This is a genomic window from Dasania marina DSM 21967, from assembly GCF_000373485.1.
GTDB lineage: Bacteria > Pseudomonadota > Gammaproteobacteria > Pseudomonadales > Dasaniaceae > Dasania > Dasania marina.
Genome location: NZ_KB891587.1, coordinates 188,670 through 207,945 on the forward strand (window position 1 = coordinate 188,670; position 19,276 = coordinate 207,945).

Below are 19,276 nucleotides of genomic sequence, written 5' to 3' on the forward strand. Positions count from 1 at the left end.
CTAGTCGATGATTATTCGCTGTCTAATTCCATGTCGATACCCAGAGAACGAATCTCTTTGAGCAACACGTTGAAGGATTCTGGCATGCCAGGCTCCATACGCTGATCGCCATCGACTATGTTTTTATACATCTTGGTACGACCGGCCACGTCATCCGACTTAACCGTTAGCATTTCCTGCAAGGTGTAAGCAGCACCGTATGCCTCTAGTGCCCACACTTCCATCTCACCAAAACGCTGACCACCAAATTGCGCTTTACCACCCAATGGTTGCTGCGTGACCAAGCTGTACGAACCGGTAGAACGCGCATGCATCTTATCGTCGACCAAATGGTTCAACTTAAGCATGTACATGTAACCAACCGTGGTCTCTCTATCGAAAGCCTCACCGGTACGGCCATCATACAATTGCATTTGACCACTGGTAGGCAAGTCAGCCAGCGCTAGCATGTCTTTAACTTCAGACTCTTTAGCACCATCGAACACTTGCGTAGCCATAGGCACGCCTTTACGCAGATTGCCGGCCATCTCCAGTATTTCTTCATCGCTGAAGGAATCGAGATCTTCTTTTTTGCCTTCGCCGCCGTTATAGATTTTATCTAAGAATCCACGCAAATCAGCCACTTTGGCCTGCTCACGCAGCATAGCATCTATCTTGACACCTAGGCCGGTAGCCGCGAGCCCCAAGTGAGTCTCCAATACCTGACCTACGTTCATACGCGAGGGAACACCCAGCGGATTAAGCACGATATCAACCGGCTCGCCCTCTGAGTTATAAGGCATATCTTCTACAGGCATAATAACCGAGATAACACCTTTGTTACCGTGACGTCCCGCCATCTTATCGCCTGGCTGTATACGACGCTTAATAGCGAGGTAAACCTTAACGATTTTCAAGACGCCTGGTGCTAGGTCATCACCACTTTGAAGCTTGCGTTTCTTCACTTCAAAATTAGCTTCGACTTGCTTGCCCTGCACAACTAATTGCTCTTGCGCGTTATCTAATTGCGCATTAACAGCGTCGTCGGCAAGACGTAGCTTGAACCACTCATGGTTATCCAGTTCGGCTAATAACTCTTCAGTAATTACCGCACCTTTCTTTTGGCCAGCGCCGCTAACAATCTTTTGACCTAGTAACACTTTTTGCAACAAAGCGAAGGTTGCACCTTCAACTATGCGTGTCTCTTCTTTCAGATCTTTACGGTATTCATTGAGCTGGGCATTTTCGATTTCTAATGCACGTACGTCTTTTTCAAGGCCGTCTCTAGTGAATACTTGCACATCAACAACCGTACCTTTAACACTAGAAGGCACGCGCAATGAAGTATCTTTAACATCAGAGGCTTTTTCACCAAAGATAGCACGCAGTAGTTTTTCCTCAGGGGTTAACTGGGTTTCACCCTTAGGTGTCACCTTACCCACTAAGATATCGCCTGCGTTTACTTCAGCGCCTATGTAAACAATACCCGACTCATCTAGTTTAGATAACGCCCCTTCACCCACGTTAGGGATATCGGCCGTTACTTCTTCAGAGCCCAGTTTGGTATCACGCGCAATACAGGTTAGCTCTTGTATGTGTATAGAGGTAAATCTATCCTCTTTCACTACGCGCTCAGAAACCAGTATCGAATCCTCGAAGTTGTAACCATTCCAAGGCATAAAGGCGATGCGCATGTTCTGACCTAGCGCCAACTCACCTAAATCTACCGAGGGGCCATCAGCCATGATGTCGCCACGCACAACTAGATCACCTTCTTTAACGATGGCGCGCTGGTTAATACAGGTATTTTGGTTAGAACGGGTGTACTTAGTCAGGTTGTAAATATCAACCGGCGACTCGTCTGTCTGCACTTCACTGTCGTTGGCACGAACAACGATACGACCAGCATCGACACTGTCAACAATACCGCCACGCTTAGCCACGATACACACACCGGAGTCAGAGGCCACATAGCGCTCAAAACCGGTACCCACTAAAGGCTTATCAGCTTTAAGTGTAGGTACAGCCTGACGTTGCATGTTCGAACCCATCAAGGCACGGTTAGCATCATCGTGTTCTAGGAATGGAATTAATGACGCAGCAACAGAAACAACCTGTTTGGGCGACACATCCATATACTGAACATCTTCCGGCGGCTTAATAGTAAATTCATTAAGATGCCTAACAGCAACTAAGTCATCGGTTAACTGGCCTTTGTCATTCATTGTCGCCGAAGCCTGAGCGATAACATATTCAGATTCGTTAATAGCCGACAAAAACTCTATCTGGTCAGTCACTTTACCATCGATAACTCTACGGTAAGGCGTCTCTAAAAAACCGTACTCGTTAGTGCGAGCATAGGTTGCCAAAGAGTTGATCAAACCAATGTTTGGTCCTTCAGGTGTTTCGATAGGACAGACACGACCGTAGTGCGTAGGATGTACGTCGCGCACCTCAAAGCCGGCACGCTCACGCGTCAAACCACCAGGCCCTAAAGCCGAAACACGACGCTTGTGAGTAATCTCTGACAATGGATTGTTTTGATCCATAAATTGAGACAACTGAGAAGAACCGAAGAACTCTTTAACCGCAGCCGCAACAGGTTTGGCATTGATCATATCCTGCGGCATTAAGCCTTCAGACTCAGCCATTGATAAGCGTTCTTTAACAGCGCGCTCAACCCTAACCAAACCAACACGGAACTGGTTTTCAGCCATTTCACCTACGGAACGCACACGACGGTTACCTAAGTGATCGATATCATCGACACGACCCTTACCGTTGCGAATCTCAACCAAGGCCTTAAGCACGTCTACGATATCTTCTTTGCTTAATACGCCTTCGCCCAAGATCTCTTCACGACCTAGACGACGGTTAAACTTCATGCGACCTACACCAGACAAGTCATAACGCTCTGGGGAAAAGAACAAGTTTTGGAACAAGTTCTCAGCAGACTCTTTAGTAGGTGGCTCACCGGGACGCATCATGCGATAGATTTCAACCAAGGCTTCTAACTCAGAACGCGATGGATCTATACGAATAGTGTCACTAACAAATGAACCGCAATCCAGCTCATTGGTGTATAGCGTTTCTATAGTATCTACTTTTAACTCAGCCAGCTTTTCTAATATTTCTTCGGTAATCTCGGCGTTAGCCTCAAATATAACCTCGCCGGTTTTCTCATCAATAGTATCTTTTGCTAAAGCACGACCAACTAAATAGTCTGCCGGCACAGCCAGATGCTTAAGCTTAGCCTTTTCCAGCTGACGGATATGCTTGGCAGTAACACGACGACCACTCTCAACGATCACATCGCCTTTTTTGGCGCAGATATCAAAAGCAGCAACTTCGCCACGCAAGCGCTCTGGAATAAGTTCCAGATTAAAACCACCGGTTTTATCGACTTTGAAGGTATCGCAATCGAAAAACATATCTAGTATGTCTTGTGTGCCATAACCCAAAGCACGCAGCAATATAGACGCAGGTAATTTACGACGTCTATCTATACGCACATACACTAAGTCTTTGGCATCGAACTCAAAATCCAGCCATGAACCACGGTAAGGAATAACGCGGGCAGAATAAAGCAATTTACCCGATGAATGGGTTTTGCCTTTATCGTGATCAAAGAACACACCTGGTGAACGGTGCAACTGAGAAACGATAACACGCTCAGTACCATTAATAACAAAGGTACCGTTATCTGTCATGAGCGGCATTTCGCCCATATACACTTCTTGTTCTTTAATATCTTTAATGGTTTTATTTGACGATTCTTTATCGTAAATAATTAGACGTACCTTTACGCGCAATGGCGCTGCATATGTAACACCTCGCAATTGGCACTCGCTAACATCAAAGGTCGGCGTGCCCAATCTATAGTCAACATACTCAAGGGCAGCACTGCCCGAATAGCTAACAATAGGAAACACAGATTTAAAGGCGGCATGCAAGCCAGCGTCTTTACGCTCTTCTGCACTTACACCTTCTTGAGTGAATTTCTTATATGAATCCAACTGTATAGCAAGCAGATATGGCACATCCATGACTTCTGTCATCTTGCCAAAATCCTTGCGGATACGTTTTTTCTCTGTATACGAGTAGGCCATCAGCGCTCCCCAGCATTTGTTTTGTGAGTACATCACATGCCCAATGAAATATCGGGCTAACCTTTTTTGTAAAACTACTTGCAAGATACTGCATTAACTCTTTTTTACTCTGCTCCCGTCCGGTTTTAAAACCCAAAAACCTGAAACAGAAAAAGGCCGACGAGAATAACCCTAAGGTCATCCCATCAGCCTTACGCTTTTCAACCTAAGCTAGCTAGTGCCGAATAAGCGTTTCTTTCTACAAACTTACTTAAGCTCAGCAGAAGCACCCGCTTCAGTAAGTTGCTTAACAGCGTCTTCAGCCGCTTCTTTAGTTGCGCCTTCAAGAACCGTAGATGGAGCACCATCAACCAAGCCTTTAGCTTCTTTCAAGCCTAAGCCAGTAAGCGCACGAACTGCTTTGATTGCGTTAACTTTCTTGTCGCCAGCAGCAGTAAGCACTACGTCGAATTCTGTTTGCTCTTCAGCAACAGCAGCGTCGCCAGCAGGGCCAGCAACCATAGCGGAAGCAGCAGAAACACCAAACTTTTCTTCCATTGCTTCGATCAGCTCAACAACATCTTTTACAGACATTTCTGCAACTGCGTTGATGATATCTTCTTTAGTCAAAGACATTTGTCTATTCCTCTATTACCTACCTATATGGCAGGAGGGGGCAGGTATTTTAAAAAAACTGCCCGTTTATCAATTAAGCTACTATTACATGACTCAAAAAGAGCCAGGACAATATTATGCAGCTTCCTGTTCTTTTTGGTCGCGAATCGCAGCAATTGTGCGAACCAGCTTACCTGCAGATGCTTCTTTCATTACGCTCATTAACTTAGCAATCGCTTCATCGTATGTAGGCAAGGTAGCCAACATAGCAATATCAGTTAATTCACCTTCGAAAGCAGCAGACTTGAGCTCTAACTTAGTATTACTTTTTGCGAACGCAGATAAAATCCGCGCACCAGCACCGGGGTGCTCGTTAGAAAAAGCAATCAAAGTAGGACCCACGAATGAATCAACTAAACATTCATAGTCTGTGCCTTCAACCGCACGCTTAGCTAAAGTGTTACGCACTACACGTACGTACACACCCGCTTCACGCGCTTCTTTGCGTAATGACGTCATATCAACAACCGAAACGCCACGGGCGTCGGCTACTACTGCTGATAAAGCATCTTTTGCAGCTTGCTGGACTTCAGCGACAATCGCTTTTTTGTCTTCGAGTCCTATTGCCACAAGATTTCTCCTGAAAGTTGATTAACACCCAGTACCTCAATGTTAATCGTTTCATTTTCCTCAAATTCTAATGAAAGCAATTGAGGAGTTATTTCGGCGGTAGCATTTACATTCATAAATACCGTCACCGTCTGCGTAGGAAATTAAGAGCTCCGCCACCCAGAGACTATTGACTAGTCAATAGTGACTGAAGATCACCTACGGTCTTTGACGACTCACCCCATGCACGCACAAGGTAAACCGCAAAGTTCTTTACTCTTCTCCATATCTAAATAATTAGATATCTAAAGAAGATTGATCCAATACTAAACCAGGGCCCATAGTCGACGACAAGGTCAACTTCTTAAGGTATATACCCTTAGCGGCAGCAGGTTTAGCTTTCTTAAGGTCAGCAACTAGCGCTTCTAAATTTTCTTTGATGGCATTCACATCAAAAGCCAGCTTACCTACGGTGCCGTGGATAATACCGTTTTTGTCTATACGGTAACGAACCTGGCCAGCTTTAGCATTTTTAACCGCTGTTTCAACATCAGGGGTAACAGTGCCAGTCTTAGGGTTGGGCATTAAGCCGCGTGGGCCCAATATCGTACCTAAGGCACCAACAACACGCATCGCATCTGGAGAAGCGATAACCACGTCGAAGTCTAAATTGCCGGCTTTAATTGACTCAGCCAAATCGTCCATACCTACGATATCAGCACCTGCCGCTTTTGCTTTCTCAGCATTCTCACCCTGGGTGAAAACTGCAACGCGTACATCAGAACCAGTACCGTGTGGCAACGTAGTTGCACCGCGTACTACCTGGTCAGATTTACGTGCATCTATACCTAGGTTAACGGCGATATCGATACCTTCACCAAACTTAACCGTAGATACTTCTTTTAATAGCGCTACCGCTTCATCGATTGAATACTGCTTACCAGTTTCAACCTTTTCATTAATTAATTTTTTACGCTTGCTTAACTTAGCCATTACTCAACACCCTCCACTTCGATACCAGCGGCACGAGCACTGCCCGCGATAGTGCGTACAGCCGCATCCATATCAGCAGCAGTTAAATCAGCCATTTTAGTTGTCGCAATTTCTTCTAATTGCGCACGTGTCACCTTGCCCACTTTTTTAGTGTTTGGCGTGCCAGAACCGCTTTTAATACCAGCTGCTTTCTTTAACAAGACAGCGGCAGGAGGCGTTTTCTGTATAAAGGTAAAGCTGCGATCGCTGTATACACTGATAACCACAGGAATAGGAAGACCTTGCTCCATACCTTGGGTAGCAGCATTGAACGCTTTACAGAATTCCATGATATTAACACCGTGCTGACCTAGAGCAGGACCAACCGGAGGACTAGGATTGGCCTGACCAGCAGGCACTTGCAGCTTGATATAAGCTTCAACTTTCTTCGCCATGTTACTTTCTCCACTATGGGTACTAACGCTTACTGTTGCCAGGCAGGCTAGGCAAGCTCCCCGATTTAACCCTCACGGGCGCCGAACACTGCGTTCGGCTAAAAAAACGTATAAACCTAGGCTTTTTCTACTTGGCCAAAGTCTAGCTCTACTGGCGTAGAGCGCCCGAAGATCAACACCGCTACATGCAGCTTGCTCTTCTCGTAATTCACTTCCTCAACAACACCATTAAAGTCGTTGAAAGGACCGTCAGTAACGCGAACCATTTCACCCGCCTCAAAGATAGTCTTGGGCTTGGGCTTATCGCCCGATTCGATACGCTGAAGAATCGCATTGGCCTCAGCCTCAGTAATCGGCGCCGGCTTATCTGCCTTGCCACCAATAAACCCCATCACGCGAGGCGTATCTTTTACCAAATGCCAAGAGTCATCAGCTAACTCCATCTCCACCAGCACATAACCAGGGAAGAACTTGCGCTCACTACGACGCTTTTGGCCACCGCGCATCTCTACCACTTCTTCAGTGGGAACCAGCACTTCGCCAAATTTATCCTGCATACCCGTTAGCTCAATACGTTCTTTTAACGCCTCAGCTACTTTCTTTTCATAACCTGAATAAGCATGAACCACATACCAGCGCTTAGCCATTAAACACCTCTAACTGATTGCAAGGGAAACCAACCAACCCAGCAGAGTATCTAAACCCCACAAGATCAATGACATCAATAACACAAACGCCACAACTATTAAGGTTGTTTGTGTAGTTTCTTGACGCGTCGGCCAAACTACCTTTCTAATCTCGGTGCGCGCCTCTTTGGCCAACTGCCAAAACGCACGACCCTTAGTCGTTGTGATTGCAATAGAGCCAGCCATAACAGCCAATACCACCACACCTAATACTCGATACAACAAAGAGTACTCGGCATAGTACATATTGCCGCCTATCGCCACTACGATAAGCGCCACTACTAGTAACCACTTAAGACCGTCTAAACCGCCTGTTTGAACATCCGTTTTTGCGTTCATAATTTACTTCAAAAACCCATTGATTTTCAGTTTTTCAAATACGCAGAAAGCACCGCTTCGCCTCTACGCGAAGTGATGCTTTAAAATTTGGCAGGCCAGGAGGGACTCGAACCCCCAACCACCGGTTTTGGAGACCGGTGCTCTACCAATTGAGCCACTGGCCTATAACCCTTGCAAACTCATTAAGCCTAGCCGAACCTCTAACGTCTCGCTCCACTACATTAAGTGGAGCTCATAACCGGAATCGAACCGGTGACCTCTTCCTTACCAAGGAAGTGCTCTACCGACTGAGCTATATGAGCACTGCCTAACAAAACAAAACTGGAGCGGGTAGCGGGAATCGAACCCGCATCATCAGCTTGGAAGGCTGAGGTTCTACCATTGTACCATACCCGCTACATGCATCTTTCTATAAAGAAAATGGTGGTGGGGGGTGGATTCGAACCACCGAAGCTCGCGCGTCAGATTTACAGTCTGATCCCTTTAGCCACTCGGGAACCCCACCACATGGAGCAGGTGACACTAACAGCGTCAACCTTTTGCATCTAGCACCAGCCCTAAAGCTGTGTACCACACGTTGAAAAAATGGAGCTGGCGAGAGGAGTCGAACCCCCGACCGGCTGATTACAAGTCAGCTGCTCTACCTACTGAGCTACGCCAGCGCACCGTCTCTTTCAACGAGGCGGGGATTCTAGTCTATGTTTTCAGGGGATGCAATCTTATTGCAGTAATTTCTTCTTCTTTCTATGCCGCCCTGCCCTTGTTTTATTTTTTCCCACAAAGGTTCGGAAAACTTAGCGTACTCCCCCTGCTCAGAAACCAACCAGATTTCTGTATAAACTCTAGGCACTTCTTTTAAACTGACCTCTAATCCCTGTTTTTTTCGTGAATCATAGAGTTTTTCGGCTCTTTTTTGCTCAGTGAATAAGCCCAGTGAGATACCGTTTGCCAAATCACCTTCCGTAATTAAAAAGCTATCGATCTTTTTTAGTTGCAGCTCACGCAGCAATTTAACCGCTAATTTTCTACTGGGCTGCGGTGGTATATGCACCCAGTAGTCCGGCTTACCCGCAACTTCAAACACCTTGATAGCGAAATTGATGTCTAGAGCCGCTAACCGCCCCTGCATTTGCTTGGCGCTAACCTGCTCCTTAAAAGCGCCCAGCATCCAGCACAGCGGATTGGCGGCAACGACTGACTCCTCAGCGCTGCCCGTTTCTTGCGTGGGCTGCTGCTCAGGGGTATGTTCAGCAAGCAGTACTACCGGCTGCCCCAAATCCAGCTGTTCGGTATTCACCTGCATCGTGCGTGCTACAGGCTGCACCATATAGGCCTGAAAGAAAAAATAAATACCATTCGCAATTAGCAATAAGGCAAAAAACCAACGCATTGTTTATTCCTTTTATGATTATTTGTGCCTAGGGCAACGCCCACTGCAGGCCATCCAATACTATATCAGGGGCAAATTCGGCCGCCACTGACAAATCCTCTAATACTTGCTGCGCGCCACCGCCAGTGACTAAAACCGCAAAGTTGCCTCCCAACAGCGCCTTCGCCTGCTGCACAGCTCTATCGGCCAAGCCCGCTTGTGCCGCCCGTATTCCGGCAGCCACAGCGCCGGCCGTATCATGCCCAAAGCCTAAGCTGGAAGATAGTAACCCGCTCTCATAACGGACTTTTGCTGTATCTTGCAATAGCGACTTGGCCATCAGCTCGGCCCCTGGCGCAATATAACCTCCCAAATGCCTACCATCGCTAGCTACCGCATCTACGGTAATGGCGCTACCTGCATCAATCACTAACGCAGCCCCCCGCAATTGGTAAGCTGCAATTACCGCCAACCACCTATCCACCCCTAATAAGCCAGCCTGCTCATAGGCATTAGTCACGCCTGCCCAATGGGACTGACTAACAGCCCACTCCGGCTTAAGCCCATAGCGTTGCGTAATATAATTCGTGAACATCTGCACGCGCTCAACACCGGTAACACTGGCCGCCCGAACCCGGCTTAATGATAGTTTCGTGACAATATCGCCAAAACTATCCTCCGCATAGCAGCCACTACCGCGCGCCGCCACCGCGCCATCAGCCAACACTCGCCACTTATATCGGGTATTGCCTAAGTCACACTCCAGCAGCATGAACGCCTCGCAAACTAACTTCGCCACCATTAAACGTTACACGGCCTGTATCCGTATCCAGTAGCAAGGCACCAGAACCGTCTATGCCAGCACAATCACCCAGCACTACTCTATCCCCTAACTTTACATAGACCGGTTTACCTATATAGGCGTCGCGCTCGATAAAGCGCTGCCGATAATGCGCCAGCCCCTGCTGCTCATAGGCGGCCAGTAATGGCAGCACGGCATCTAGCAACGCAGCCAACAGGCTGTTTCTATCTATACGCTGCTTTAGAATAGCCTCTACATCCACCCAAGGTTGATCTATGGACGAACTATCGATAGCTGACATAGATACATTTAAACCTATACCTACCACTACCTGACAGGGACCTGCCGCGTCACCAGTCATCTCCAATAAAATACCCGCTAATTTTTTCTGCTCGCACAGTATGTCATTAGGCCATTTCAGTTTTACCTCGTCTAGACCATAGCAAGCCAATACATCACTGACCACCACGCCCACAGCTAGACTTAAACCTTCCAGCGCAGCAGCACCACCAGCGAATTGCCTAGTTACTGAAAAATACAGGTTTCGCGCATAGGGACTAAACCAAGGCCTGCCCCGCCGCCCCTTGCCGCCTGTTTGTTGCTCGGCGGTACACACATAGGATAAACCGCTAGCCGTTTGCGCCTGAGCCATGGCCTGCTCATTGGTGGAGGCAATAACTTCTTCTACATCTAATCTATGTAATAAGGCTCTAGCCTGCACGCTCATGGCGGATAAAATTGCCTCTTCACTCAGCAGATTTAACCCCCCCGGTAAGCAATAACCCCGCCCTTTCACCGACTCTAGGCTTACACCCAAAGCCTCCACCTTTTTAATTTGTTTCCATACAGCGCTGCGGCTAATCCCCAACGCCAAACCCAAAGCCTCACCGGAGTGAAACTCGCCATCACTTAAAATTGTTATCAATTGCTGCTCAGACATAATCCCATCTAGCTTGGTAAACGTGTGCGGATAATAGCAGAGAAGATAATGATTGTTGGTATAGATGTTCGCGCTGGGGGAATTCAAACGAGCAGAGGCTAACTCTATATTCAGCAAACGAGAGGATAGTAGTGCTTGATGGCATTATTTATTCAAATGCTTGGGGAAGTCTGTAACGGACGAGTATTTATGGCGCTGGAACCGGGTCGAGGTTTTTCGTAGCAAATAAAAAACCCCGTTCAGCAGCTGAACGAGGTATCAGTGTAGCCCGCGTAGCGCAGTGGCTAGAGCCTACCCCGTGCAACGCTTTGGGTATTTAATTTTAATCCTGGCGACAGCGTGGCCCGCGCAGCGTAGTGGCCAAAGCTGGCCCCGTGACCAAAGGGAACGCTTTGGGTCGGGCCCAGCCCGCGACCGCAGGGAGTGCCTTGGCTGTGACCGTTGGTACCCAAAGCACTACGTGGGACATATATGGACGCTCTATTAAAATCAAGGCACAAAATTCCAAAAGCCTTTAAAAACAGGTTTGTTTGTTCAATGCGTTCAACCTTAGGTAAGCATGGCGTAATTTAACGGTAACGTTGGCATATATCCGGTCTCTCAATGAGGGGGCTTTTGTTACAAGTGTACCTCCTCGGACCCTAATGAAATCCGCGACTGGCCACCTAAAACAGGCTCTCGGTTTTAAAAACCATGCCCCGACCAGGTTCTTGCCAGCGCGGATTAACCGCTGTGTTCATTACGTTTTGTACGTTACCTTTTGGCGTTTAATGCATTATCTGTCGGTTACTTTTTTGGTGCTTAATACCTTATTTGCGTGTTTGCTAGCTATTGTCATTACAGGGTTCTGTAACTTTCTTGGCGATGCAACAATACCCAGGCAATTCGCGCTATTCGACTCGCCATTGCCACACAAGCTTTATTGAATCCACGCCTGGTGGCTAGGCGATTAATCCACAGACTCAGCACATCGTTTTTTTTACGACTGGCGATCAACGCTGATCTTGCTCCATGCACAAGCTGACTGCGCAGATAACGACTGCCACGCTTAGTGATACCTCCGCTGGTTTGCTTCTCTCCACTACCCGATTGGCGTGGTGTCAGCCCGAGCCATACCGCTAACTCGCGGGAATTTTTAAATTGACAGCCGTTGCCAATGGCGCTGTACAATGCCGTCGCATTGATCACGCCAATGCCCGGTATGCTCATCAAAATACGGCACAGTGGATTATGTTTCGCATAATCCGTTAGCAGCGTGTCAATCTCTTTAATTCTGTTTGTGAGTTGATAGTATTCCTCACCCACCTGATTAACTTGTGTTTTAAAGAGAGGCGTCAGAGCTCGATGATCTGGGTCGCAGATATCTCGCAACAAGGTACAAAACGCACTGTGGCCTTGCGGGGCGATAATGCCGTATTCACTTAATAAGCCCCGCATTTGATTGATTAAGGCAACTCGGGTCTTCGTGTATCGGGTACGCATGCGGTGTAAAGATTGTACATCCTGTTGCTCTAGTGACTTTACAGGAACCGAGCGTAAGTTCGGACGCTGGGCGGCCTCAGCAATGGCTAGCGCATCATTACGGTCACTTTTGTTACCCCGCACAAACTGCGTAACATGTTGAGCGGGAATGAGTTTTACGCTATGCCCCATGGCCTCAAAGCAACGCGCCCAGTAATGACTGGAATAACAGGCTTCCATGGCCACTAAAACCGGTGGTTGCTGCGCCATATATTCGGCGATCTCACTACGCTTAAGAGCCTTATTCATTTTTACCTGCTGACGGTGGTTTAAGCTACACACCTGAAAAACATTTTTTGCCAAATCAATTGAAATCAGTTTAAGCTTGCTCATGATGGATGCTCCTTCCTTCGAATGAAAATGTTTTACGACACTCTCATTCTGGCGCATTGTGACGCCGATTACAGGGGGAGCGTCCATCACATCAGGCTCTTATCGCCAGCCGCTGAATTGCCTACGAAGCACACAAAGAAAAGCCCCAGCAGGAATACCTACTGGGGCTCAGTGTAGCCCGTGACTGTAAGGAACGTTGTGGCTATTAAAATCAATCCTGGCGAAAGCTGGCCCCATGAGCGCAGCGAGTGCCGTGGGTCTGACCTACTCTGTGATTGCCTCTGGCAATCATCCTTCGGACTGCCCTGCGGGCATCTTGCGCGAGACGCGCAATCACATAGCAGCGCTTTGCGCTGCTTAACGGGGCAGACGATAAACGCGATAAAAATAAAAAACCCCGTCCAGCAAGCTGAACGGGGTGTCAGTGTAGCCCGCGACCCCAGGGAGTGCTGTGGCCATTTAATTTTAATCCTGGCGAGGGCCCAGCCCACGAGCATAGCGAGTGCTTTGGCTGTGACCGTTGGTACCCAAAGCACTACGTGGGGCAGGCTCTTATCGCCAGCCGCTGAACTGCCTACGAAGCACACAAAGAAAAGCCCCAGCAGGAATACCTACTGGGGCTTTAAAATTAATCCTGGCGATGACCTACTCTCACATGGGGAAACCCCACACTACCATCGGCGATGACACGTTTCACTTCTGAGTTCGGTATGGGATCAGGTGGTACCATGTCTCTATGGTCGCCAGGAAAACTGGCTTGGATGTGTTTCGGTCTTAGGTACCAGAGGTACTGCCTAGTTCACTATTCCAAATAGGGCGATAAATAAGCTGATAACAACCTCTCTTTAACAGAGGTTACACTGAAATCTCTTGTGCGAATCTATGTACGATCCGGCTTTGCTCTTTCGAGCGGAGTTTTTACACTCATCGTCTGTTCTTGTCTCATATAGTAGGCAGTAAACTACTTAATTATATGGTCAAGCCTCACGGGCAATTAGTACTGGTTAGCTCAACGCCTCACAACGCTTACACACCCAGCCTATCAACGTTGTAGTCTTCAACGGCCCTACAGGGAACTTAAAGTTCCAGAGAAAATTAATCTTGGAAGGGGCTTCCCGCTTAGATGCTTTCAGCGGTTATCCTGTCCGAACGTAGCTACCCGGCAATGCATCTGGCGATACAACCGGAACACCAGGGGTTCGTCCACTCCGGTCCTCTCGTACTAGGAGCAGCTTTCCTCAATTTTCTAACGCCCACGGCAGATAGGGACCGAACTGTCTCACGACGTTCTAAACCCAGCTCGCGTACCACTTTAAATGGCGAACAGCCATACCCTTGGGACCGGCTTCAGCCCCAGGATGTGATGAGCCGACATCGAGGTGCCAAACACCGCCGTCGATGTGAACTCTTGGGCGGTATCAGCCTGTTATCCCCGGAGTACCTTTTATCCGTTGAGCGATGGCCCTTCCATACAGAACCACCGGATCACTATGACCTACTTTCGTACCTGCTCGACTTGTCAGTCTCGCAGTCAAGCGCACTTGTACCATTATACTAACCTCACGATTTCCGACCGTGATTAGTGCACCTTCGTACTCCTCCGTTACTCTTTAGGAGGAGACCGCCCCAGTCAAACTACCCACCACACAATGTCCCCGATCCAGATAATGGACCTAGGTTAGAACCTCAAAATGATCAGGCTGGTATTTCAAGTTTGGCTCCACTGCATCTAGCGACACAGCTTCAAAGCCTCCCAGCTATCCTACACAAAACATTTCAAAGTCCACTGCGAAGCTATAGTAAAGGTTCACGGGGTCTTTCCGTCTAGCCGCGGGTATACGGCATCTTAACCGCAAATTCAATTTCACTGAGTCACTGGTGGAGACAGCGTGGCCATCATTACGCCATTCGTGCAGGTCGGAACTTACCCGACAAGGAATTTCGCTACCTTAGGACCGTTATAGTTACGGCCGCCGTTTACCGGGGCTTCGATCAAGAGCTTCTCCGAAGATAACCCCATCAATTAACCTTCCGGCACCGGGCAGGCGTCACACCGTATACGTCCACTTACGTGTTTGCACAGTGCTATGTTTTTAATAAACAGTTGCAGCCACCTGGTCACTTCGACTCCCCTCAGCTTACGGAGTAAATCCGATCACCAGAGGGAGCGTACCTTCTCCCGAAGTTACGGTACCATTTTGCCTAGTTCCTTCACCAGTGTTCTCTCAAGCGCCTTAGTATTCTCTACCTGACCACCTGTGTCGGTTTGGGGTACGGTTCCTCATAACCTGAAGCTTAGAAGCTTTTCTTGGAAGCATGGCATCGACTACTTCATGTCTCAAAGAGACACTCGTCATCAGCTCTCAGCATTCCCACTAAAGGGAGCGTCCCGGATTTACCTAAGACACTTGCCTACAACCTTAAACGCGGACAACCATCGCCGCGCTAGCCTAGCCTACTCCGTCCCTCCATCGCAGTTATAAGAAGTACAGAAATATTAATCTGTTTCCCATCGATTACGCTCTTCAGCCTCACCTTAGGGGCCGACTAACCCTGCCCTGATTAGCATGGGGCAGGAAACCTTGGTCTTCCGGCGTGGGAGTTTTTCACTCCCATTATCGTTACTCATGTCAGCATTCGCACTTCTGATACCTCCAGCAAACTTCTCAGTTCACCTTCGCAGGCTTACAGAACGCTCCTCTACCATGCGTACATAAATGCACGCATCCGCAGCTTCGGTATACTATTTAGCCCCGTTAAATCTTCCGCGCAGGCCGACTCGACTAGTGAGCTATTACGCTTTCTTTAAAGGATGGCTGCTTCTAAGCCAACCTCCTAGCTGTCTGAGCCTTCCCACATCGTTTCCCACTTAATAGTATTTAGGGACCTTAGCTGGCGGTCTGGGTTGTTGCCCTCTCCACGACGGACGTTAGCACCCGCCGTGTGTCTGCCATAATTGTACTCCGCGGTATTCGGAGTTTGCATGGGGTTGGTAAGTCGGGATGACCCCCTAGCCCAAACAGTGCTCTACCCCCGCGGGTAAGATATGACGCTCTACCTAAATAGATTTCGAGGAGAACCAGCTATCTCCCGGCTTGATTAGCCTTTCACTCCGACCCACAACTCATCCCCGCATTTTTCAACATACGTGGGTTCGGTCCTCCAATTGATGTTACTCAATCTTCAACCTGGCCATGGGTAGATCGCCGGGTTTCGGGTCTAATGCCTGCAACTATGACGCCCTATTAAGACTCGGTTTCCCTACGCCTCCCCTATACGGTTAAGCTTGCTACAGACATTAAGTCGCTGACCCATTATACAAAAGGTACGCAGTCACAGAACAAGTCTGCTCCCACTGCTTGTACGCACACGGTTTCAGGATCTATTTCACTCCCCTCTCCGGGGTTCTTTTCGCCTTTCCCTCACGGTACTGGTTCACTATCGGTCAGTTAGTAGTATTTAGCCTTAGAGGATGGTCCCCCTATCTTCAATCAGGATATCACGTGTCCCGACCTACTTAATGCGTCAACTATCGCTTTCGTGTACGGGGCTATCACCCTGTATCGCCAGACTTTCCAGACTGTTCCACTAGCTAAAGTTGCTCGGCTAATCCCCGTTCGCTCGCCGCTACTAGGGGAATCTCGTTTGATTTCTTTTCCTCCGGGTACTTAGATGTTTCAGTTCCCCGGGTTCGCTTCCACACACCTATGTATTCAGTGTGGGATAACAGCTTATGCTGCTGGGTTCCCCCATTCGGACATCTCTGGGTAATAACGGTTGGTTGCCACCTAACCAGAGCTTTTCGCAGGCTCCAACGTCCTTCATCGCCTCTAACTGCCAAGGCATCCACCGTGTGCGCTTAGTCGCTTGACCATATAATTAAACAGCCTAGTGGCCTTCCGCTCACTTCGTTTTGTATACCGAAGCGCGCTTTCAACCGGCCAGTTACTACATGCACTTACTTAAAAGTGATTGCCAAGAACTTTGCCACACCATTACGACTTCACTTGGTATGACTACGATCGCCGGATCGTAGATATAAATTTTACACTTGAGAATTCAGTGTTGAACAAGTCGCTATTTGTCATCACAACAAACAGCGCCCATTCGTGATGACTATTGTCGACTAGGACAATAATCATCGTTATCAGCTTATTTATCTTGTTAAAGAACATCAGGTTGTAAAAACCAGAAACAAATATTCTTGTTAAAGAACACTTTTTTCTAATCTCTTAATGTAGTGTGTGCACCATTTAAAATGGTGGAGCTATGCGGGATCGAACCGCAGACCTCCTGGATGCAAACCAGGCGCTCTCCCAGCTGAGCTATAGCCCCATCTAAGTCTCTAGTAACTAGTCAATAGTCGCTAGGGATAAGTGTGTAATTTGTGCTTATCGAGGCGAAGGTTCGCGCCGCGTATTAACAATACGCAAGCGGACATTCAACGAAGAGAAACGCAAATTTGGTAGGCCTGGGCAGACTTGAACTGCCGACCTCACCCTTATCAGGGGTGCGCTCTAACCAGCTGAGCTACAGGCCTAAAACATACCCCGGCCAGTAGACCCTATCTGGGTATCACTACATCAACCAATTTGATCAAGTAATTCGTGTAGGTACTTAAAGAACAATGCTTGCGCACTTTTTAAGGAGGTGATCCAGCCCCAGGTTCCCCTAGGGCTACCTTGTTACGACTTCACCCCAGTCATGAACCACAAAGTGGTGAGCGTCCTCCCGAAGGTTAGACTACCCACTTCTTTTGCAGCCCACTCCCATGGTGTGACGGGCGGTGTGTACAAGGCCCGGGAACGTATTCACCGTGACATTCTGATTCACGATTACTAGCGATTCCGACTTCATGGAGTCGAGTTGCAGACTCCAATCCGGACTACGAGCAGTTTTATCGGATTAGCTCCACCTCGCGGCTTGGCGACCGTTTGTACTGCCCATTGTAGCACGTGTGTAGCCCAGGTCGTAAGGGCCATGATGACTTGACGTCGTCCCCACCTTCCTCCGGTTTGTCACCGGCAGTCTCCTTAGAGTTCCCACCATTACGTGCTGGCAACTAAGGACAAGGGTTGCGCTCGTTACGGGACTTAACCCAACATCTCACGACACGAGCTGACGACAGCCATGCAGCACCTGTCACTCTGCTCCCGAAGGCACCAAGCTATCTCTAGCGAGTTCAGAGGATGTCAAGACCTGGTAAGGTTCTTCGCGTTGCATCGAATTAAACCACATGCTCCACCGCTTGTGCGGGCCCCCGTCAATTCATTTGAGTTTTAATCTTGCGACCGTACTCCCCAGGCGGTCAACTTAGTGCGTTAGCTGCGCCACTAAGAGATCAAGTCTCCCAACGGCTAGTTGACATCGTTTACGGCGTGGACTACCAGGGTATCTAATCCTGTTTGCTCCCCACGCTTTCGCACCTCAGCGTCAGTATTGGGCCAGGCTGCCGCCTTCGCCACTGATGTTCCTCCACATATCTACGCATTTCACCGCTACACGTGGAATTCCACAGCCCTCTCCCATACTCTAGCTATCCAGTATCGAATGCAGTTCCCAGGTTGAGCCCAGGGCTTTCACATCCGACTTAAATAGCCGCCTACGCGCGCTTTACGCCCAGTAATTCCGATTAACGCTTGGACCCTCCGTATTACCGCGGCTGCTGGCACGGAGTTAGCCGGTCCTTCTTCTGTGGGTAACGTCACGGCTAGTTGCTATTAACAACTAACTTTTCCTCCCCACTGAAAGTGCTTTACAACCCTAGAGCCTTCTTCACACACGCGGCATGGCTGCATCAGGCTTTCGCCCATTGTGCAATATTCCCCACTGCTGCCTCCCGTAGGAGTCTGGACCGTGTCTCAGTTCCAGTGTGGCTGATCATCCTCTCAGACCAGCTAAAGATCGTCGCCTTGGTAGGCCATTACCCCACCAACTAGCTAATCTTACGCAGGCTCATCAAATAGCGAGAGGTCCGAAGATCCCCCCCTTTCCCCCGTAGGGCGTATGCGGTATTAGCATGCGTTTCCACATGTTGTCCCCCACTACTTGGTAGATTCCTACGCGTTACTCACCCGTCCGCCGCTCTACTCACCCCGAAGGGCTTTCACGCTCGACTTGCATGTGTAAGGCCTGCCGCCAGCGTTCAATCTGAGCCATGATCAAACTCTTCAGTTTAATCTTTTACCTCTGTCACCTTACCCGAAGGAAAGTAACAAGAGGGAAAGGTTACGCAAATAGCCGAAGCACCTGCTTTACCTTCCAAAATCTCGGCTCAAAAGAATCATTACATTCAAAATATACATTACTGCATGTTGTGTAAGTAACTTAACTTTTGATAATCTTTGTCGCAATTATCATCCAGTAAGCACCCACACGAATTACTTGATCAATTTGTTAAAGAGCGTCTGAATCGCTAGGATTCCCGACTAATTCTTGCTGCGCAGCGCTTAGCGCTTGCCTCAACAAGGGATGCGAATTATACACGCCGCATCCTGTTTGGCAACCTCTTTTTGAAAGTATTTTTTAGCGTCTCGCTAAACCTATTTCCAAAAGAACTTACCGGCGG

The 19,276-nt window shown here is 48.4% G+C and carries 12 protein-coding genes, 7 tRNA genes and 3 rRNA genes; all 22 read right to left on the reverse strand.

Annotated features, from left to right (window positions below; all coding sequences use genetic code 11):
- Window positions 1-11: 11 nt before the first annotated feature.
- The gene (gene rpoB / locus B067_RS0116045) at window positions 12-4,088 is read right to left on the reverse strand and encodes a DNA-directed RNA polymerase subunit beta (protein ID WP_026244726.1); all 4,077 of its coding nucleotides are present in this window, start codon (window positions 4,086-4,088) and stop codon (window positions 12-14) included.
- 246 nt (window positions 4,089-4,334) lie between these two features.
- The gene (gene rplL, locus B067_RS0116050) at window positions 4,335-4,703 is read right to left on the reverse strand and encodes a 50S ribosomal protein L7/L12 (protein ID WP_019531116.1); all 369 of its coding nucleotides are present in this window, start codon (window positions 4,701-4,703) and stop codon (window positions 4,335-4,337) included.
- Between the two features lie 114 nt (window positions 4,704-4,817).
- Window positions 4,818-5,312, reverse strand: a complete 495-nt coding sequence (gene rplJ / locus B067_RS0116055) for a 50S ribosomal protein L10 (RefSeq protein WP_019531117.1) — start codon at window positions 5,310-5,312, stop codon at window positions 4,818-4,820.
- Window positions 5,303-5,428, reverse strand: a complete 126-nt coding sequence (locus tag B067_RS22275; protein WP_276201906.1) for a hypothetical protein — start codon at window positions 5,426-5,428, stop codon at window positions 5,303-5,305. Before B067_RS22275 ends, rplJ begins: the two co-directional genes overlap by 10 nt.
- Before the next feature lie 160 nt (window positions 5,429-5,588).
- Entirely contained in the window at window positions 5,589-6,284 is a 696-nt protein-coding gene (rplA, locus tag B067_RS0116060; RefSeq protein WP_019531118.1) for a 50S ribosomal protein L1, read from the reverse strand.
- Complete coding sequence (rplK, locus tag B067_RS0116065) at window positions 6,284-6,718, reverse strand: 50S ribosomal protein L11 (protein ID WP_019531119.1); 435 nt, start codon at window positions 6,716-6,718, stop codon at window positions 6,284-6,286. Before rplK ends, rplA begins: the two co-directional genes overlap by 1 nt.
- Window positions 6,719-6,834: 116 nt before the next feature.
- Window positions 6,835-7,365 carry a transcription termination/antitermination protein NusG gene (nusG, locus tag B067_RS0116070; RefSeq protein WP_019531120.1) on the reverse strand — a complete coding sequence of 177 codons (531 nt, stop codon included), beginning with the start codon at window positions 7,363-7,365 and terminating at the stop codon, window positions 6,835-6,837.
- A 9-nt stretch (window positions 7,366-7,374) separates the two neighbouring features.
- Complete coding sequence (gene secE / locus B067_RS0116075) at window positions 7,375-7,743, reverse strand: preprotein translocase subunit SecE (protein ID WP_019531121.1); 369 nt, start codon at window positions 7,741-7,743, stop codon at window positions 7,375-7,377.
- Window positions 7,744-7,831: 88 nt separating this feature from the next.
- Window positions 7,832-7,907 (reverse strand) — tRNA-Trp (locus tag B067_RS0116080).
- A 62-nt stretch (window positions 7,908-7,969) separates the two neighbouring features.
- Window positions 7,970-8,045: transfer RNA gene (locus B067_RS0116085), tRNA-Thr, on the reverse strand.
- A 20-nt stretch (window positions 8,046-8,065) separates the two neighbouring features.
- A tRNA-Gly gene (locus tag B067_RS0116090) sits at window positions 8,066-8,139 on the reverse strand.
- 25 nt (window positions 8,140-8,164) lie between these two features.
- Window positions 8,165-8,248 (reverse strand) — tRNA-Tyr (locus B067_RS0116095).
- Between the two features lie 81 nt (window positions 8,249-8,329).
- Window positions 8,330-8,405 (reverse strand) — tRNA-Thr (locus B067_RS0116100).
- Between the two features lie 29 nt (window positions 8,406-8,434).
- Window positions 8,435-9,133, reverse strand: coding sequence for an SPOR domain-containing protein (locus tag B067_RS20725; RefSeq protein ID WP_019531122.1), 699 nt, complete (start codon window positions 9,131-9,133; stop codon window positions 8,435-8,437).
- Window positions 9,134-9,161: 28 nt separating this feature from the next.
- On the reverse strand, window positions 9,162-9,884 hold the full coding sequence (locus tag B067_RS0116110) for a type III pantothenate kinase (RefSeq protein WP_019531123.1): 723 nt from the start codon (window positions 9,882-9,884) through the stop codon (window positions 9,162-9,164).
- Complete coding sequence (gene birA, locus B067_RS0116115) at window positions 9,868-10,854, reverse strand: bifunctional biotin--[acetyl-CoA-carboxylase] ligase/biotin operon repressor BirA (RefSeq protein WP_019531124.1); 987 nt, start codon at window positions 10,852-10,854, stop codon at window positions 9,868-9,870. The genes B067_RS0116110 and birA overlap by 17 nt, the downstream gene beginning before the upstream one ends.
- 837 nt (window positions 10,855-11,691) lie before the next feature.
- Window positions 11,692-12,708, reverse strand: coding sequence for an IS110 family RNA-guided transposase (locus B067_RS0116120; RefSeq protein ID WP_019531125.1), 1,017 nt, complete (start codon window positions 12,706-12,708; stop codon window positions 11,692-11,694).
- 632 nt (window positions 12,709-13,340) lie between these two features.
- Window positions 13,341-13,456, reverse strand: a 5S ribosomal RNA gene (rrf, locus tag B067_RS0116125).
- 225 nt (window positions 13,457-13,681) lie between these two features.
- A 23S ribosomal RNA gene (locus B067_RS0116130) occupies window positions 13,682-16,581 on the reverse strand.
- 386 nt (window positions 16,582-16,967) lie between these two features.
- Window positions 16,968-17,043, reverse strand: a tRNA-Ala gene (locus tag B067_RS0116135).
- Window positions 17,044-17,171: 128 nt separating this feature from the next.
- A tRNA-Ile gene (locus tag B067_RS0116140) sits at window positions 17,172-17,248 on the reverse strand.
- Window positions 17,249-17,351: 103 nt separating this feature from the next.
- A 16S ribosomal RNA gene (locus tag B067_RS0116145) occupies window positions 17,352-18,885 on the reverse strand.
- Together the 16S, 23S and 5S rRNA genes with 2 tRNA genes alongside form the textbook arrangement of a ribosomal RNA operon.
- Between the last annotated feature and the right edge of the window lie 391 nt (window positions 18,886-19,276).

Bases quoted from the DNA above. Each gene is read 5' to 3' on its own strand.
- rpoB (WP_026244726.1), bottom strand. From the start codon at position 4,088: ATGGCCTACTCGTATACAGAGAAAAAACGTATCCGCAAGGATTTTGGC.
- rplL (WP_019531116.1), bottom strand. From the start codon at position 4,703: ATGTCTTTGACTAAAGAAGATATCATCAACGCAGTTGCAGAAATGTCT.
- B067_RS22275 (WP_276201906.1), bottom strand. From the start codon at position 5,428: ATGAATGTAAATGCTACCGCCGAAATAACTCCTCAATTGCTTTCATTA.
- rplA (WP_019531118.1), bottom strand. From the start codon at position 6,284: ATGGCTAAGTTAAGCAAGCGTAAAAAATTAATTAATGAAAAGGTTGAA.
- rplK (WP_019531119.1), bottom strand. From the start codon at position 6,718: ATGGCGAAGAAAGTTGAAGCTTATATCAAGCTGCAAGTGCCTGCTGGT.
- nusG (WP_019531120.1), bottom strand. From the start codon at position 7,365: ATGGCTAAGCGCTGGTATGTGGTTCATGCTTATTCAGGTTATGAAAAG.
- secE (WP_019531121.1), bottom strand. From the start codon at position 7,743: ATGAACGCAAAAACGGATGTTCAAACAGGCGGTTTAGACGGTCTTAAG.
- B067_RS20725 (WP_019531122.1), bottom strand. From the start codon at position 9,133: ATGCGTTGGTTTTTTGCCTTATTGCTAATTGCGAATGGTATTTATTTT.
- B067_RS0116110 (WP_019531123.1), bottom strand. From the start codon at position 9,884: ATGCTGCTGGAGTGTGACTTAGGCAATACCCGATATAAGTGGCGAGTG.
- birA (WP_019531124.1), bottom strand. From the start codon at position 10,854: ATGTCTGAGCAGCAATTGATAACAATTTTAAGTGATGGCGAGTTTCAC.
- B067_RS0116120 (WP_019531125.1), bottom strand. From the start codon at position 12,708: ATGAGCAAGCTTAAACTGATTTCAATTGATTTGGCAAAAAATGTTTTT.